This is a genomic window from Herbaspirillum sp. Her4, assembly GCF_057961335.1.
The window spans coordinates 2,560,991-2,577,392 of sequence record NZ_CM176330.1 but is presented as its reverse complement, the minus strand read 5'-3'; the positions used below and the strand labels follow the sequence as shown (position 1 = coordinate 2,577,392).

The window sequence follows — 16,402 nt, the reverse complement described above, 5'->3', positions numbered from 1 at the left end:
TAATTTTCTAATCGCGCTCAGAAATCAATGTCCCGGATCGTCACGCCATGGCCCTGCTCAACCTGCGTCACCTGCATGTCTTCAATGTCGTCGCCACCACCGGCGGAGTACGCCGCTCCTCCGACACGCTGCTGCGTGCCTCCTCGGCGGTGGCGCGCTCGGTGGCGGCGCTGGAGCAGAGCCTGTCGGCGCAACTGTTCGAGCGCAAGGGGCGCGGCATGCTGCTGACCGCCGCCGGCGAAGCCGTCCGGCTGCGGGTCGAGCGCATCGAAGCCGAACTGCGCGAAGTGCGCGACGATGCCCTGCGCCTGCGCGACCGCAACGGCCAGCCGGTAGGCAGCCTGGACGCGCTGTTCAATGAACGCCGCCTGCAGGCCGCCGCGCTGCTGGCCGAAACGCATCACATGCCCAGCGTGGCGCGCCTGATGGACGTGTCGCCCTCGGCGGTGAGCCAGGCCTTGTCGATGCTGGAGGGCATCCTCGGGCAGGCGCTGTTCTTTCGCACCGCGCACGGGATGTTGCCCACCGATGCGGGCCGCCGCTGGACCGAACGCTTCGGCCGGGCGCTGGCCGAACTGCGCCATATTCCGGAAGACATCGCCGCCCTTGACGGTGTGGTGCAAGGTACGGTGACGGTGGGGGCCTTGCCGCTGGCGCGCTCGCAACTGCTGCCGGCGGCCATGACGCGGGTGCTGGCACGCCATCCGCGCCTGCAGATCCGTTCGCTGGAAAGTCCCTATGAAGAGCTGGCCGCCGGCCTCATGAGCGGACGCATCGATTTCATCGTCGGCGCATTGCGCGCCTTCTCCAGTGACACCTTCGACATGCGGCCACTGGTGGCCGACAGTGCCGCCCTGATCGCACGGGCCGGCCACCCGCTGGCGCGCCGCAAGAAGCTGTCCTTGCGTGATCTCGACGGCTATCCCTGGGTGCTCTCACGGGCCGGGACGCCCTTGCGCGATTCCATCGAGCAATTCTTCCGCGACAGCCACTGGCCGGCGCCCCGCCCTGCGGTGGAGACCGGCGACCTGGCGCTGCTGCGCGGACTGCTGGTGGGCAGCGACATGCTCACCGTGATCTCGGCCCATCAGCTGCAGCATGAGATCGCCACCGGGCAGCTCACTACCCTGCCCTTCGCCATGCGCGGCATGGAGCGCCGCATCGGGCTCATGCAGCGCAAGGGGGCCCATCTGTCGCCCGGTGCCCGGGCACTGCAGGAAGCCATCGAAGCGGTCGCCGCCGCGCTGGACTGAACGCTGCAAGCCCGCAGGCGGCGGCTTGCGGCCCTGCGGACTGCACTTTCCGGGGACCGCAATAAATCCATCACGATTAGCAAATGGCAACGCTCCGGTAGCCGAAAGCAATACTCGCCAGCCCTCCCCGTCTTACACTTTGTGCCAAGTCGAGGCACGCTGGTGCTGCCTGGACAGGTAATTCCCAAGCCGCGTGCAGACAAGCCGGCAGATCCCGACAATTCGACACCATTACGGAGACTTAATGAATACAGCACAATCGCTGGACGTGCGTTCGCACATCAACGGGCGCAAGATGTCCGGCTATCAATGGCTACTGCTGATCCTGTGCTTCCTCATCGTGGCCACCGACGGCATGGACGTGGCCATCATGGGCTTCCTGGCACCGGCCATCACCAAGGAATGGGGCATCTCGCGCGCCGCCTTCGGCGTAGTCATGAGTGCCGCGCCCATCGGCCTGGCCGTGGGTGCGCTGCTGGTCGGTCCGCTGTCGGACCGCTACGGCCGCAAGAAACTGCTGATGACGGCGGTGGCCTGGTTCGGTGCGTGCAGCCTGGCCTGTGCCTTCGCTCATGACGTGGTCACGCTCTCGGCGCTGCGCTTTTTGACTGGCCTCGGTCTGGGTGCGGCCATGCCCAATGCCACTACCCTGCTCTCCGAATACGTCCCGGAGCGTTCGCGCAGCACGCTGCTGGCCATCATGTTCACCGGATTCAACCTGGGTTCGGGCCTGGTGGGCTTTCTCGCCGCCGCCCTCTTGCCGGACTATGGCTGGCGCACCGTACTGATGGTCGGCGGTGCCATCCCGCTGCTGTGCCTGCCCTTCTACCTGTGGCTGGTGCCGGAGTCGGCGCGCTTCATGGTGGTGCGCCACTATCCCGCCGAGCGCATTGCCCGCACCCTGACGCGCGTGTGCGGCGGCCACTTCGCCGCCGGCCAGACCTTCAGCGTCAGCGAACCGCCGGTCAAGGGCGGCCAGCCGGCCAAGGTGCTGCTCTCGGAGTCCTATCGCAAGACCACGCTGTCGCTGTGGGGCACCTACTTCATGGGCCTGCTGGTGATCTACCTGCTCTCCGGCTGGCTGCCCACGCTGATCAAGGATGCCGGCCTGCCCATCGAGAAGGCGGCCAGCATCACGGCGCTGTTCCAGCTGGGCGGTACCGTCGGTGCACTGGTGGTAGGCTTCCTGATGGATCGCTGGTCGCCCAGCCGTGCCATCGCCAGCGCCTATATCGCCGGTGCCGTCTTCATCCTGCTGCTGGCGTCCGGCAGCGTGCAGTCGGGCATGTTTGCGGCCTACGTGCTGCTGGCCGGCTTCTGCATGAGCGGCGCGCAGACCGGACTGAACGCCTTCGCACCCTCCTGCTATCCGACCGTGGTGCGTGCCACCGGCGTATCGTGGATGCTGGGGGTGGGCCGCTTCGGCAGCATCCTGGGCTCCTTCGCTGGCGGCCTGCTGCTGTCGATGGGCTGGGGCTTTGGTGCCGTCATCGCGATTCTCGCGGTGCCGGCTACGCTGGCGGCGCTGATCATCGTCTTCATCCAGATGGGGCAGCGTCCGGCGGCTGCGGTTTGATCAAGCTGCTGCATCAATCACATCGGATTCATCTGTTACAGGAATAAATCGTCATGGCCAATATCGTCGGCGCCATCGCCACCTCCCATACACCGACCATCGGCTTCGCGCTGGATGCCAACAAGCAGCACGATGCGGTGTGGGCGCCCATCTTCAAGGCTTACGAGCCGGTGCAGCAATGGCTGCAAGAGAAGCAGCCGGACGTGCTGCTGATGGTCTACAACGACCACGTGACCTCCTTCTTCTTCGACCATTACTCCGCCTTTGCCCTGGGGGTGGGCAGCGAGTACGAGGTCGCCGACGAAGGCGGGGGGGCGCGCAAGCTGCCGGCCGTCGGTGGCCATGCGGCATTGGCACGGCATATCGGCAGCTCCCTGATGGCCGATGAATTCGACATGGCCTTCTTCCAGAACAAACCGCTGGACCACGGGTGCTTCTCACCCCTGTCGATGCTGTGGCCGCACGAGAAAGACTGGCCCGGCCAGATCATCCCGCTGCAGGTGGGCGTGCTGCAGTTCCCGATCCCGACCGCACGCCGCTGCTACAAGCTGGGCCAGGGCCTGCGCCGCGCAATCGAAAGCTATCCGGAAGACCTGGACGTGGTCATCGTCGCGACCGGCGGGCTGTCGCACCAGGTGCATGGCGAGCGTGCGGGGTTCAACAATACGCCGTGGGACCATCAGTTCCTCGATCTCCTGCAGCATGACCCGGAGGCGCTCACGCGCCTGACCCACGCCGAACTGGCGACGCTGGGCGGACTGGAGAGTGCCGAGGTCATCATGTGGCTCATCATGCGCGGGGCCATGCCGGCGGGCGTCAACTGCCGGCATCGCGAGTATTACCTGCCCTCCATGACCGGCATCGCGGTGGCCGTGTATGAACCGGCGGTGCCGGTCGATGCGGCCTTGCAGGCGGCCGAGGTGGCGCGTCATCGCGAGCACGTGGCGCAGCAGCTCAAGGGCATCGAGCAACTGCAAGGCACCTATCCCTTCACGCTGGAGACGGCCAATGCGCGCTACCGCATCAACCGCTATCTGTACCAGCTGATCCAGCCGGCGTTCCGCGAGCGCTTCCGGGCTGATCCGCAGGCCACCTATGAGGAAGCCGGGCTGTCGCAGGAGGAATGCGACATGATCAGCCGCCGCGACTGGCAGGCCATGATCCGCTATGGCGTGATCTTCTTCCTGCTGGAAAAACTGGGCGCGGTGGTCGGCGTGTCGAACCTGCATATCTATGCGGCCATGCGCGGGCAGTCGCTGGAAGAATTCCAGAAGACGCGCAATGCGCCGGGAGCGCTGTACTCGGTAGCGGGCGCAGCGTCGGACAAGGCGGCGGATTGGAACAAGACCGGGACGAAGTGAACGTCTTTGCTTGCTGATGTACCTGGTATCGCGCCCTCCTTCGGAGCGGCGCGATTTTTTATGGATGTCGCCATTCAAAACAATTCGTCATTCCATCAAAAACTGCTATCTATCTTGACGATGGCGGAGTGAACGCAGCAATACAAATCGCCTGAAAATTAGAATTTCTTCCATTGAGAAAACGCCTCTCGCAACGGAGACTGTCGCCTTCGTCGCCCGAGGCCTCTGCAGCACCGATGAGCTCAAGGGCATTGGCCGCATCCGGGACTTCCTCCTTCAAGCCGGGCAAGCGCACTTCGCAAGTGGGTCTGCGTTTTTTGCCTGTTTGTTCACTGGCCTGTTCCGGATTGCGCGAATTCTCTCTGGAAAGCGCATCGCATGCCCGCCCCCTCGCAGAAAGATTCAGCCCGCTCCCAAGCGCGCATCACGCAGCATCGCCGGCTGCTCAAGCTGGACTCGCCGCTCGGGCCGGACATCCTCCTGCCACAACGGCTCATCGCCACTGAGCGACTGAATCACGGCTACGAAGTCACCCTCGATCTGCTGGCCACGCGCACCGGCATCGCGCTGGAGCAATTGATTGCACAGCCCGTCACCCTGTGGATCAGGCAGCATGAAGGCGATACCCTCCCCTGGCACGGCTACGTGCATACCGCCAAGCGCCTGGGCAGTGACGGCGAGATCGATTTCTGCCAGCTCTCGTTTTCTCCCTGGCTGCATTTCCTGCGTTTTCGCAAGGACGCCCGGATCTGGCAGGACAAGACCACCGAGGACATTCTTGCGGACGTGTTCGACGGCCATCCGCAAGCACGCGGCCACTATCGCTTCGAACTGGAGCGCCCGTCTCTGGCTCGGTCCTATTGCACCCAGTACGAAACCGATTGGAACTTCGTCCAGCGCCTGATGGAAGAAGAAGGCTGGTTCGCCCATCACGAGCAACAGGAGGATGGCGGCGGCCATGTTCTGGTCATTACCGACACTACGTGGAGCCTGCCCGGCCTGCACCGGCAAGGCATTGCCTTCCACGGTGCCGGCCCCCGTGACGAGCTCGACAAGATCCTGCAGTGGAGCGCCAGCCGCACGCTCGCCTCGAACGTCTGGCGCGGCCGCAGCGACGACTACAAATCGCTTCGCCTGCAGAAGGAGGCCGAAGAGCAGGTGATGGCAGAGTATGGACTGCTGCCCGCACAGCTGGAGGTGTATGAGTACACCGGCGCATACAGTTTTTCCCAGCAGGAGCAAGGCAATCGTCAGGCCGACCTGCAAGTGGAGCAATGGGAATCTGCGATGCAGCGCTACAGCGGCGTCTCGGGCGTGCGCAATCTGGCTTGCGGGCGCTGGTTCAGGCTGGAGGACCATCCCCTGCATCGCAAGGAGCCGGAGAGCGAACGCCAGTTCGTCATCCTGGCCATCGACTGGTTCATCGAGAACAACCTGCCCCTGTCGCATCAGGCGCTGGATTTTCCGGGCAGCCTGAGCGCGGCGCTGCTGGCCTTCAAGGAGTCGATCCGGCGTGAGCGGCAAGTCGACCAGACGGAGAATGAACACACCGGCCATTGCTTCAACCGCTTCGAGGTACAGCGGCGCAAGCTGCCGTTCCGCCCTGCGCGGTCGCATGCCAGGCCGCTCATGCTGCCGCAGACGGCGATCGTCGTGGGGCCTGCGGGAGAGGAGGTTTACACCGATTCTCTCGATCGCATCAAGGTCCAGTTCCGCTGGGATCGCATCAACCCGGGCAATGAGGCGGCGTCCTGCTGGGTCCGGGTGAGTTATGCCAATGCAGGCGAGTACTGGGGTGCCGTCCATGTGCCGCGCATCGGGCAGGAAGTCATCGTGTCCTTCCTCAATGGCGACCCGGATCGACCGGTCGTGACGGGGCGCCTGTTCAATGAGGAACAGCGTCCGCCATGGCACAGCAACGGACGGCTATCGGGATTCGAATCCAAGGAATTCGACGGTGTCGGGTTCAACCAGCTGGTGATGGATGACACCTCGGCGCAAAACCGTATTCATCTCTACAGCTCCCATGCCCATTCGCAGTTGAATCTCGGCCATCTGATCAGCCAGACGGGCAATGAGCGCCGCCATTTCTTCGGCACCGGTTTCGCGCTCAGTACCGATGCCTACGGCGCCATCGTCACGCACAAGGGCTTGTACATCAGCACCTACGGCAGGCCGGGTGCACAGGGAACGCAACTGGATGCCAGCGAAGCCACCGGCCAACTGAAAACCGCATCGGCAATGAGCCGGCAACTCTCCGAGACAGCGGCGAAGGCAGATGCGGAAGCGCTCGGTGGACTGGATGCCCTGGGCAAGATGATCGAAGCGACGCAAGGCAATTACCCGGAAGCCACGCAATCGGAGGCCAATCGTTTCAAGCAAGCCATCCTGCTGGCCGCGTCTCCCGACGGCATCGGCCTGACCACGCGCAAGGGGCTGCATGCGCATGCCGGAGAAGAGATCACCTTGTCCTCGGGTTCGGATACCAGCATCGCGACCGGCAAGAGTCTGCTGGTCAGCGTCGCCGAAAAAATCAGCCTGTTTGCCTTCAAGGCCGGGATCAAGCTGTTCTCCGCCAAGGGCAAGGTGGAGGTGCAGGCGCAGAGCGACGACCTGGATCTCATTGCCGAGAAGGTGGCGCGGCTGCTATCGACCAGCGGGCGCGTAGAGATCCATGCGAAAGAAGAGGTGGTGATCTCGGCAGGCGGTTCCTTCATCCAGATCAACGCCTCCGGGATCACGCAAGGAACCGCCGGCAAATGGGAATGCAAGGCGTCGCAGCATGCGATGACGGGTCCGGCACGCGTGTCGTATGCGATGCCATTGCTGCCCGCGAGCGACTTGAATCTGCCCAAGCGCTATCCCTACTCACAGTGAGTTTTTCTTCAACGAGGACATCATGCTGATCAGTCCCCCTTTCCTGCCTGCGCGCACGGGTCAACAAGCCGAAGACGAATGGCTGGACCTGGCCATGAACGGCGATGCGCCAGGCCGGGGCGCATTTCCGGTCAGTTTCAATCTCGGCTGGCATGGCGGGATTCACCTGACCGCTCCGAGGGCAGGCAATGCGCATGAACCGGTCAGGGCCATTGCGGATGGCACCATCGTTCTTGTACGCCCGTCGACCAAGGGGCTGCCCAACCTGCCGCCTGAACATCCCCTCATGTACAACGGGGCCACCAGCGATGGCGTGGTCGTCATCAGGCATCAAGCCGAGATCGGCGAAGGTGAACAGGCGCGCGTCGTCTTCTTCAGTGTCTACATGCACTTGCATGACATCGCGCCGGCCACGCTGCTCAAGCGCTTCGTGCATCGCAAGGAAATCATCGGACAGGCGGGCTACATCAATGGCGAAAAGGGCCGCCTGCATGTCGAGATCATCTGCGACGATGCCAATCTCGTCCGTCTCGCGGGCCGCGCTGCAGACGCGTTGTCTCTTGCCTCGAATGGACGCAATGATGTGATCTTCGGCGAGACCTTTTTCCTCATCCCCGCCGGCACGCCGGTCTTCGATCAGGAGCCCCTGCCGCATTCCGCGCAGGCGTTGACTCCGGCCCCGAAACGCAAGCGGCGCGCCGGCGATGAAGAACCGGATCCTCCTGTGGCCCTGACAGCCATTCATGCGACGGCGAGTGACTATCTTGTGGGAGTGCGTTACCCCGGTGCGGAGGGCGATGTTGCGCGTACCGGCGAAGCCGTGGTCTCCGCTTACGCCATGGATGGGAGCCGGATGGGCGCGCCCTTGCCGGACAAGGATGGCGAGGCCGGTCTCTACAGAAATGCGGTACGGATTGCCAAGGCCTTTCCCGATGCGCAGCGGCCGGCACCCGCTGCCGTCTATGAACTGCTGCGTTTCGGACGCGTGATCGGTCCTGACAAGCTGCCCTCGGCCTCGCTGCCCCATTGGAGGAAAGTTCCGTATTCCGAGGGATTCGGCTGGGTCAATCTCCACGCGTCCAACATCCGCATTTTCAGCGATGCGGATTTCCCGCCTTGGAAGGGATGGCGACTCATTGATGACGATACGGATCAGGACAGCCGCTGCGACTCCCGGACCATCCGCAGCTGGCTTGACAGCAACTGCGATGGCCGGGTGCAGGTGGAGGAAGCCACGGCGCGACTGAGCGATCCGACAATTGCCGCCAGATTGCGCCGTGTCATTGTCCGATTCCCTACCGAGTGGGAAAGCAGCAGCATCGACGCGCGCTGGGGATGGTTGAAGACCAGCACGGCAGAAAATCCGACGCCGTTGAGCAACACGGATTTTGAGGCCCTGCGTGCGCACATCAAGGCCTTGGCGTTCTGGCCCGGAGGCATGGACCTGCCCAGAGTGCATTGGCATTGGCATCCGAAGGAATTCATTCGCCACTTCCGCAAATGCGCGTGGCTCAGTGCGAAGGACCTGGCGCGCATCTATCCGAATGAGAAATATCCATTGAAGGCGCTGGAGGCAGAGGGACGCCAGCGCACCCCGGCATCGATTCGGGAAACCTACCGTAAAGACCTCAACAAGGTGATGCGCAAGTACCTGATCAATTCACCGGTGCGGATGACGCATTTTCTCGGGGAAGGGGCGGTTGAACGCAACTATCTCGTGATGATGGCGGAGGGATCAGTAAGCTTTTCAAGGAAACCGACGCATGAGAGTTTTCAGCCGGAAGACGCCGGATTTTATACGCCGAAGGCCAAGACTGATTATCTCTATTACCTCACCGGAAGGCTTGGCAATATCGAAGAGCATGACGGGCCGAAGTTCAGGGGGCGGGGGATCAAGCAGCTCAGTGGCAGGGAGAATTACGGCAAGTATTGGGTGTATCGCGGGTGGCTACAGCCCAATTCATTTGAGCCAAGTTGGTGGAACCCATCGCGTCCTGAAAAGGCACCCAGGGTTCCTGATCCGCAGAGACTATCTATCAACCACTATAACGCTATCGATTCTGGTGGATGGTATTGGACGGCAGGGTCCAAAGATAACGATTTTAAGACTATCAACTTGCAAATAAGGTCTGCCACCATTAACGAAGCTACCGTAAAAAAATTGGCAGAGGCAATTAATGGTGTTAATCGAAAAACGCAGAAGCCAAATAATCTCACTGAGCGCATTAACGAGACTCTTTGGGCTCAGAACATACTAATGGATGACAAAAAATGATCAGAATCCAAGTTCTCTTAGGCATCGTTCTCGCAGGAATTTCTCTGTCAGCCCCTGCAACAGAGATTTCTAAAAGGGAGCTGACCTCGCTGGCAAAAAATCTACATATTCCTGCCACCTGGCGCATTCAGAAAAATATGAAACCACTAGGAAAGGACTTTCCTAAAACGTACTGCACCGTCTTTTATTCACGAAAGACAAATCAATGGCTCGGAGAACTCTGCATTTCTTCAAACAAGAATTTCATCAGGACGATGGGGGTCCGGGACGAAGTACCTGAAGAGGAGGACTGGGCCGATCGTAGCAAATATGAGGTCGGCTACTGGAGCGTCACGCCGCTTTCCATCTACCCAATGACGCCATTTATTTTGAAACCGATAAAGAACTACGCCGCCGAACCGGACTGCTATATGGAAGATGGTCCGGTGTATCGCGCGACCAGCATGTGCCATACCGCACTGTATGAGTTGCGCCCAGGCGTCTTCATTTACAGCGTCTTTCACTTCTTTGACAACGTAAAGCGCAAACAGAAGACCCAACTTGCCGACATCAGGGAGTTGTGGATTCACGTCGGAAAGAAGATCAGCAAAAGATCCAAGCCATGAATGAAAAAATCGCCAGCCCCAATCCCCTCTGCGCCAGACGACAAACCAAGACAGAGCACGCCAAAGACAACGAACCGGACGTATATGCAAGCCATCAAGATACTGGTCTTTCTTTTTCTGCTGATGAGCATTCAACCTGCTTTTTCCCAAGTCATCACCCAGGCGGAGGCGACCGAGCTAATGCGAGACGTGAACATCCCGGTTACATGGCGCTTGGCAAAAAACATGAAGCAGCAGAATCGGTATTATCCAAATACTTACTGTGCGATTTTCCATTCAAAGCTCACAAAGCAATGGATCGGAAAATTGTGCCTGACCATCAACAAGGAATACATTTCTGATGTAGTAATTCGCGACGAAGTCCCCGAAGAAGAAGATTGGGCGGATCGGACACGATACGAAGTCGGCTACTGGCGCGTAACGCCGCACTCCCTCTACCCAATGACGCCGTTTATTCTGAAGCCGATCAAAAACTACTCTGCAGAATCCGACTGCTTTATGGAAGACGGTCCTGTCTATCGAGCCACAAGCATGTGCCACACCACGCTTTATGAATTGCGTCCGGGCGTCTTCATCTTCAGCGTCTTCCACTTCTTCGACAACGTAAAACGCAAGCAAATAACCAAACTCGCGGACATCAAAGCTCTATGGATCCAGATAGGAAACAAGATCAAAAACAAGCCAAGTCACTGACCGCCGAAAAAGTCACAGCGAATTCGAACAAAGGGCGGCCGCAGCAGCCTGCACCAACGCTTGGCTGTCCAGATCCACCAGCCCAGCCGCCCCATTGATCCACCCCAAAAATCAACCCACCTGATAAACCCCCTTCAACATCTTGCGCACAATCGCCTCAAAGAAAATCACCGCAAACCCGTCATTGCGAATGAGCTGCTGCGTCAGGTCCGCGCATTTCTGCCTCACCGCATCCGGCAACAGCTGATCCTCCCCCGCCATCGACCGTCCCGCCACCTGGATCTCGGCGGCCCGCTGCACCGTCCACAGCAGGAAGAAGGCGCGCTGGATATCGCTCTCGCACACCGCCACCCCGTGATTGCGCAACACCAGAATGTGCTTGTCCCCGAGGCTCTGCAGCATGCGTTCCTTCTCCTCCGCAAACAGCGTAATGCCCTCGAACTCGTGATACCCGATGCGCCCGAACAGTTGCGCCCCATAGAAATCGTTGTGCTCGAAGCCGCTCTTCTTCATCGTCACTGCCGAGATCGGCGTGGTATGCGTATGGATCACGCAGCGCAAATCATCACGCGCACCGTGGATGGCGCTATGCAGCGCAAACCCGGCCGGATTGGCCTTGTAGTCCGACGGTTCGGCCAGTTGCCCATCCAGCCCGACCTTGAGCAGGTTGGCCGGCGTCACTTCGTTGTAGTTCAGCGCAAAGGGATTGACCAGGTAATGATGCTCCGGCCCCGGCACGCGCACCGAGATGTGGTTGAAGATCATCTCCGTCCAGCCCAGGTAATCCACCAGCCGGTAACAGTGCGCCAGCTGGATGCGCAGCGCCCATTCTTCGTCACTGCAGTGGGATGGCTTATCTGCGCCATAGCTGAATTGCATGATATTCATCAATTTGACTCCTGAATCCGAAAATGAGGTGATCGCGCTCAGGCGGCCCGTGCCGTCGGCTGCGGTTGTTGTGTCTGCTGCGCTCTCTGTTGTCCTGTCTGCTCTGTCTGCTGCTGCGCCGCCTCGCCGCGAAAACGCGCCAGCGATACGATGGCCCGCGTGATCGGCATCGGGATGGCATAACGCTCGGCCATCTCCAGCACCGCATCGCCGATGGCCGCCAGCTCCAGTGGCCGCCCGCGCTCCAGATCCTGCAGCATCGAGGTGCGGAAGGCCCCCATGGCCTCGCCCAGCTGCAGGAAGGTCAGTGGATCGATATCCACCCGCGCCCCATGGCTGGAGGCCACCAGCAAGGTCTCGCGCATGATCTGGCTGACCACCTCGCGCAGCTCCGGCAAGCCGTACAACTGCTGCAGCGTGCCCTGCGTGATGACCGACAGCGGGTTGGTGCTGATGTTGGCGATGATCTTGGTCCACAGCTTGTCACGGATGCGATCGGTGGCGCGGGCTTCGATGCCGGCCGCTTCCACCGCTGCACGCACGCGCATGAGCCGCTCGCTCATCTCGCCGGAAGGTTCACCCAGCACCATCAGGTGCGGATTGACCGAGCGGATCACGCCCGGGCTCTCGACCTCGGCCGTGATGAAGAGCACGCTGCCAATCAGCCGGTCCAGCGCAACCGCGTTTGACAGCGCACCATCCGGGTCCACGGCCTTGACGGCCTGGCCATCGAAGCGCCCGCCCTCGCGGTGGAAATACCACCACGGCACGCCATTGTTGGTCGGGATCACCACCGTCTCTTCGCCCACCATGGGCGCGATCTGGGGCAGCAGGGCTGACATGTCCTGACTCTTGGCGCACAGGAAAATGACGTCCTGAACACCGAACTCCGGCAACTGGCTGGCCGCCGGACGGGCGTGCGTGGTGCCGTGCAGGTCATGCAAGGTCAGACCGCGCTCGCGGATGGCCTGCAGCGTCTGGCCGCGTGCCAATACGCTGACCTGATGTCCGGCCGCCGATAGCCGCACGGCCAGGATGCCGCCGATGGCACCGGCGCCGGCGATGCAGATGCGCAGCGGTGCTGGCACAGGAGAAGAGGAAGTTTCTTGTTTCATGGAATTCAAGGAAGAAGACATCAGCTAGCCAGCTTGTCCTGGTGCTTGCCGGACAAGCCCAGGTAAGCCTCGATCACGCGGCGGTCATGGGCCAGCTGGCTGGCCGGGCCGTGCATGCGGATCTCGCCGTTCTCCAGCACATAGCCGTAATCGGCCACCTGCAGCGCGGCGCGTGCGTTCTGCTCGACCAGCAGGATGGAAACGCCCCGCCGGCGCAGCTCGGCAATGATGCGGAAGATCTCGCGCACGATCAGCGGTGCCAGCCCCAGGCTGGGTTCGTCCAGCATCAGCAGGCGCGGTTTGGCCATGAGCGCACGGCCCACGGCCAGCATCTGGCGCTCGCCGCCCGAGAGCGTGCCGGCGTGCTGCGTGCGGCGTTCACGCAGGCGCGGGAAGAGCGTATAGACCTCTTCCAGCGTCGCCGCGTAGTCGCGCTGGCCGGTGCGGTAGCGCTGGAAAGCCCCCAGCATCAGGTTGTCCTCGATGTTCATCTCCGAGAACAGCTCACGCTTCTCAGGCACCAGGGTCATGCCGGCCGCCACCATCTCTTCGACCTCGGGCGAATGGCGGATGGTGCCGTCAAACGCCATCGCCCCGCGCGAGGGCAACACCCCCATGATGGCCGACAGCAGCGTGGTCTTGCCCGCGCCATTGGGGCCGATCACGGTGACGATCTTGCCCTGCTCCACCGAGAGGTCGATGCCCGACAGTACCTGCACCCGGCCATAGGCCGCCGACAGGTCGCGTACTTCCAATACCTTATTGCCCATGATGTGCTCCTGCTGCGATGGCATTGCCCGCGCCCTCTTCGACTGCGGCGCCCTCTTCCTCGTCGGCCACGCCCAGATAGGCTTCCAGCACGGCGCGATTGTTCTGGATCTCTTCGGGCAAGCCCTCGGCGATCTTCTGGCCGAAGTCCATCACCACGATGCGGTCCACCAGTTCCATCACGAAATCCATGTCGTGTTCCACCAGCAGGATGGCCATGCCTTCGCTGCGCAGCTTGCGCAGAAGGTCGCCCAGCGCCTGCTTCTCCCCAAGGCGCAGACCCGCTGCGGGTTCATCCAGCAACAGCAGGCAGGGATCGGCGGCCAGCGCACGGGCGATTTCCAGGATGCGTTGCTGGCCCAGCGACAGCGCACCGGCCTGCTCGAACATCTGCGCCTTCAATCCGACACGTTCGATCTGGCGTGCCGCTTCCGCCAGGATGCGCGCCTCTTCCTGGCGATCAAGACGCAGCATGGACGACAGCACACCGCGCTGGCCGCGCAGATAGGCCCCGATGGCAACGTTCTCCAGCACCGTCATGCGCGGCATCAGGCGTACATGCTGGAAGCTGCGGCTCATGCCCAGCCCGGCGATGTGACGCGAACCGCGACCGGTGACCTCATGGCCACGGAACTGCACGCTGCCCGAGGTCGGTGTATCGACACCGGAAATCTGGTTGAAGAGCGTGGACTTGCCCGCCCCGTTGGGACCGATCAGGGCCAGCACTTCACCGGCCATCACCTTCAGGCTCATGTTGTTGTTGGCCACCAGGCCGCCGAACTTGCGAGTCACGTCCCGCACGTCCAGCACCACTTCCTGCGGCGCAGGCATGGGACGGCGCGGCAGGGCTTCGGCTTGCGGATCGATCTCCAGCCGGCGGCTGCGCACCGGCACCAGCCGTGCCAGGTAAGGCCACAGCCCATCGCGCGAACGCTGCAGCAGCACCACGATCAGGAGCCCGAAGACGATGGTCTCGAAATTGCCCGAGCGTCCCAGCACCACCGGCAGGATGCCCTGCAGCCATTCCTTGAGCACCACGATCAAGGTCGAGCCCAGCACCGCGCCCCACACATGGCTGGCCCCACCCAGTACCGCCATGAACAGGTAGTCGATGCCGAAGCCCAGCCCGAAGGGCGAGGGATTGACGAAGCGCTGCATGTGCACGTACAGCCAGCCCGACAGGGCCGCGAGCACGGCGGCGATCACGAAGACCACGATGCGCATGCGCGCCGTATTGATGCCCATGGCCTCGGCCATCACGATGCCGCCCTTGAGCGCACGGATGGCGCGGCCCTCGCGCGAATCGAGCAGATTGCTCAGGGCCGCCACGCCCAGCAGCACGGCCACCCAGATGAGGCCAAACATGGCCCGGTCGGAACTGAGCGCGATGCCAAAGAACGTGATCGAGGGAATGCCCGACATGCCGGTCTGCCCGCCCATGCTCTCCAGCGTGCCGAAGATGAAATACAGGCTGATGCCCCAGGCGATGGTGCCCAGCGGCAGGTAGTGGCCGGAGAGCTTGAGCGTGACGCTGCCCACCGCAAAGGCCAGCACGGCCGTCAGCACCAGGGCCACCACCAGCGCCACCCAGGGCGATTGCATCCACAGCAGCGCATCGGGCAGCGGCAGGATCTTGGCCGACAGTGCCGCCGAGAAGTAGGCACCCAGACCGACGAAGGCCGCCTGCCCGAAACTGGTCAGGCCGGCCACACCGGTCAGCAGCACCAGTCCCAGCACCACCAGCGAGGCCAGGCCGATGTTGTTCAACAAGGTCATGGTGAACGGCGGCAGCACGAAGGGCGCAACCGCCAGCAGGACCACGAACAGGCCCAGCGCCGCGCGCGAGGACAAGCGCGCCACCGGACGTTTGGAAGAAGAGGTGGAGGCAGCGGGTTTCATTCTTCTTCCTCCACGTGACGGGTCGACAGAGAACGCCATAGCAGGATGGGAATGATCAGCACGAAAACGATGATTTCCTTGTAGGCACTGGCCCAGAAGGTCGAGAAGGATTCGATGAGGCCAATGGCCAGTGCGCCGATGGCCGCTACCGGATAGCTGACCAGCCCGCCGATGATGGAACCGACGAAGCCCTTCAGGCTGATCAGGAAGCCGGAGTCATAGTAGATCGTGGTGATGGGCGCGATCAGCACGCCCGACATCACGCCAATGAGTGAAGCCAGCAGGAACATGGCCTTGCCCGCGAACACCGGCGAGATGCCCATCAGGCGCGCGCCCATGCGGTTCAACGCAGCAGCGCGCAAGGCCTTGCCATAGAGCGTGCGCTCGAACATCAGGAATAGCCCGACGATGAGCAACAGCGACACGCAAATCACCCACAGCGCCTGACTGGAAAAGCGCAGGCTGCCCAGTTCCAGGCTGGCCTCGGTGAAGGGCGCGGTGCGTGCGCCTTCGGGGCCGAACACCAGCAGCGCCACACCGACCAGCGCCACGTGCACGGCGATGGAGACGATCAGCAGCACCAGCGGCGAGGCCGAGGCGATGGGCTGGAACGCCATGCGGTACATCAGCGGCCCCATCGGCACCAGCAGCAGCAAGGTCATGGCGATCTGTGCGAGCATGGGCAAGGTGGCGAAGTTGAGATTCAGGGCCAGTCCCGCCACGACCACGGCATACACCAGCTTGGCCGGCAGCCACAGGCTGGGGCGGCGGCGACTGGTACGCCACATGTCGTAGAGATCGAAGGCACAGGCACCCAGGCACATGGCCACCAGCAGCCAGGCGACGGTGAGCGGTTGGCCGTTCTGCATCATGCCCATGGTGAGCGCGCCGAAGGAGACGAACTCGCCCTGCGGGATCAGGAGGATACGGGTGACGGTAAAGACCAGGACGATGGACAGCGCCAAGAGCGCATAGATGGCACCGTTGGTGATGCCGTCCTGTCCCAGCAGCGCCACGATTTGGAGATTCATTGCGACTTCCTTGTGGAGCCGGCGCGCGCTGCCATCCAGCCGGGAACGACGCGCCAGGTTC

The 16,402-nt window shown here is 62.0% G+C and carries 12 protein-coding genes; 7 read left to right on the top strand and 5 right to left on the bottom strand.

The annotated features are described in order from the left end of the window. Positions 1–47 precede the first annotated feature (47 nt). From ACWFUC_RS11680 to ACWFUC_RS11650, 7 genes are all read left to right on the top strand, one after another. Positions 48–1,253: a LysR family transcriptional regulator gene (locus ACWFUC_RS11680; protein ID WP_489624952.1), complete on the top strand. Its 1,206-nt coding sequence runs from the start codon at positions 48–50 to the stop codon at positions 1,251–1,253. 244 nt (positions 1,254–1,497) lie between these two features. Beyond that, positions 1,498–2,829, top strand: a complete 1,332-nt coding sequence (locus ACWFUC_RS11675; RefSeq protein ID WP_489624951.1) for an MFS transporter — start codon at positions 1,498–1,500, stop codon at positions 2,827–2,829. A gap of 53 nt (positions 2,830–2,882) precedes the next feature. Beyond that, entirely contained in the window at positions 2,883–4,190 is a 1,308-nt protein-coding gene (locus ACWFUC_RS11670) for a gallate dioxygenase (protein WP_489637604.1), read from the top strand. Between the two features lie 378 nt (positions 4,191–4,568). Then, positions 4,569–7,067, top strand: coding sequence for a type VI secretion system Vgr family protein (locus ACWFUC_RS11665; RefSeq protein ID WP_489637603.1), 2,499 nt, complete (start codon positions 4,569–4,571; stop codon positions 7,065–7,067). Between the two features lie 22 nt (positions 7,068–7,089). Further along, entirely contained in the window at positions 7,090–9,342 is a 2,253-nt protein-coding gene (locus ACWFUC_RS11660; RefSeq protein ID WP_489624950.1) for a M23 family metallopeptidase, read from the top strand. Then, entirely contained in the window at positions 9,339–9,947 is a 609-nt protein-coding gene (locus ACWFUC_RS11655; RefSeq protein ID WP_489624949.1) for a hypothetical protein, read from the top strand. The genes ACWFUC_RS11660 and ACWFUC_RS11655 overlap by 4 nt, the downstream gene beginning before the upstream one ends. An 84-nt stretch (positions 9,948–10,031) precedes the next feature. Next, on the top strand, positions 10,032–10,640 hold the full coding sequence (locus tag ACWFUC_RS11650; protein WP_489624948.1) for a hypothetical protein: 609 nt from the start codon (positions 10,032–10,034) through the stop codon (positions 10,638–10,640). A 111-nt stretch (positions 10,641–10,751) separates the two neighbouring features. Here the strand turns inward: ACWFUC_RS11650 and ACWFUC_RS11645 are convergent, their stop codons facing one another. From ACWFUC_RS11645 to ACWFUC_RS11625, 5 genes are read right to left on the bottom strand one after another with little or no spacing between them, the layout of a single operon-like run. Beyond that, positions 10,752–11,528: a class II aldolase/adducin family protein gene (locus ACWFUC_RS11645; RefSeq protein ID WP_034334430.1), complete on the bottom strand. Its 777-nt coding sequence runs from the start codon at positions 11,526–11,528 to the stop codon at positions 10,752–10,754. Between the two features lie 38 nt (positions 11,529–11,566). Continuing rightward, complete coding sequence (locus tag ACWFUC_RS11640; RefSeq protein WP_489624947.1) at positions 11,567–12,643, bottom strand: ketopantoate reductase family protein; 1,077 nt, start codon at positions 12,641–12,643, stop codon at positions 11,567–11,569. 20 nt (positions 12,644–12,663) lie between these two features. Next, entirely contained in the window at positions 12,664–13,413 is a 750-nt protein-coding gene (locus ACWFUC_RS11635; RefSeq protein WP_489624946.1) for an ABC transporter ATP-binding protein, read from the bottom strand. Further along, positions 13,403–15,310 carry a branched-chain amino acid ABC transporter ATP-binding protein/permease gene (locus tag ACWFUC_RS11630; RefSeq protein WP_134134687.1) on the bottom strand — a complete coding sequence of 636 codons (1,908 nt, stop codon included), beginning with the start codon at positions 15,308–15,310 and terminating at the stop codon, positions 13,403–13,405. Before ACWFUC_RS11630 ends, ACWFUC_RS11635 begins: the two co-directional genes overlap by 11 nt. Then, complete coding sequence (locus ACWFUC_RS11625) at positions 15,307–16,341, bottom strand: branched-chain amino acid ABC transporter permease (protein WP_116535770.1); 1,035 nt, start codon at positions 16,339–16,341, stop codon at positions 15,307–15,309. Before ACWFUC_RS11625 ends, ACWFUC_RS11630 begins: the two co-directional genes overlap by 4 nt. Between the last annotated feature and the right edge of the window lie 61 nt (positions 16,342–16,402).

Excerpts from the sequence above, each read along its gene's own strand:
- ACWFUC_RS11680 (WP_489624952.1), top strand. The coding sequence starts at position 48 with ATGGCCCTGCTCAACCTGCGTCACCTGCATGTCTTCAATGTCGTCGCC.
- ACWFUC_RS11675 (WP_489624951.1), top strand. The coding sequence starts at position 1,498 with ATGAATACAGCACAATCGCTGGACGTGCGTTCGCACATCAACGGGCGC.
- ACWFUC_RS11670 (WP_489637604.1), top strand. The coding sequence starts at position 2,883 with ATGGCCAATATCGTCGGCGCCATCGCCACCTCCCATACACCGACCATC.
- ACWFUC_RS11665 (WP_489637603.1), top strand. The coding sequence starts at position 4,569 with ATGCCCGCCCCCTCGCAGAAAGATTCAGCCCGCTCCCAAGCGCGCATC.
- ACWFUC_RS11660 (WP_489624950.1), top strand. The coding sequence starts at position 7,090 with ATGCTGATCAGTCCCCCTTTCCTGCCTGCGCGCACGGGTCAACAAGCC.
- ACWFUC_RS11655 (WP_489624949.1), top strand. The coding sequence starts at position 9,339 with ATGATCAGAATCCAAGTTCTCTTAGGCATCGTTCTCGCAGGAATTTCT.
- ACWFUC_RS11650 (WP_489624948.1), top strand. The coding sequence starts at position 10,032 with ATGCAAGCCATCAAGATACTGGTCTTTCTTTTTCTGCTGATGAGCATT.
- ACWFUC_RS11645 (WP_034334430.1), bottom strand. The coding sequence starts at position 11,528 with ATGAATATCATGCAATTCAGCTATGGCGCAGATAAGCCATCCCACTGC.
- ACWFUC_RS11640 (WP_489624947.1), bottom strand. The coding sequence starts at position 12,643 with ATGAAACAAGAAACTTCCTCTTCTCCTGTGCCAGCACCGCTGCGCATC.
- ACWFUC_RS11635 (WP_489624946.1), bottom strand. The coding sequence starts at position 13,413 with ATGGGCAATAAGGTATTGGAAGTACGCGACCTGTCGGCGGCCTATGGC.
- ACWFUC_RS11630 (WP_134134687.1), bottom strand. The coding sequence starts at position 15,310 with ATGAAACCCGCTGCCTCCACCTCTTCTTCCAAACGTCCGGTGGCGCGC.
- ACWFUC_RS11625 (WP_116535770.1), bottom strand. The coding sequence starts at position 16,341 with ATGAATCTCCAAATCGTGGCGCTGCTGGGACAGGACGGCATCACCAAC.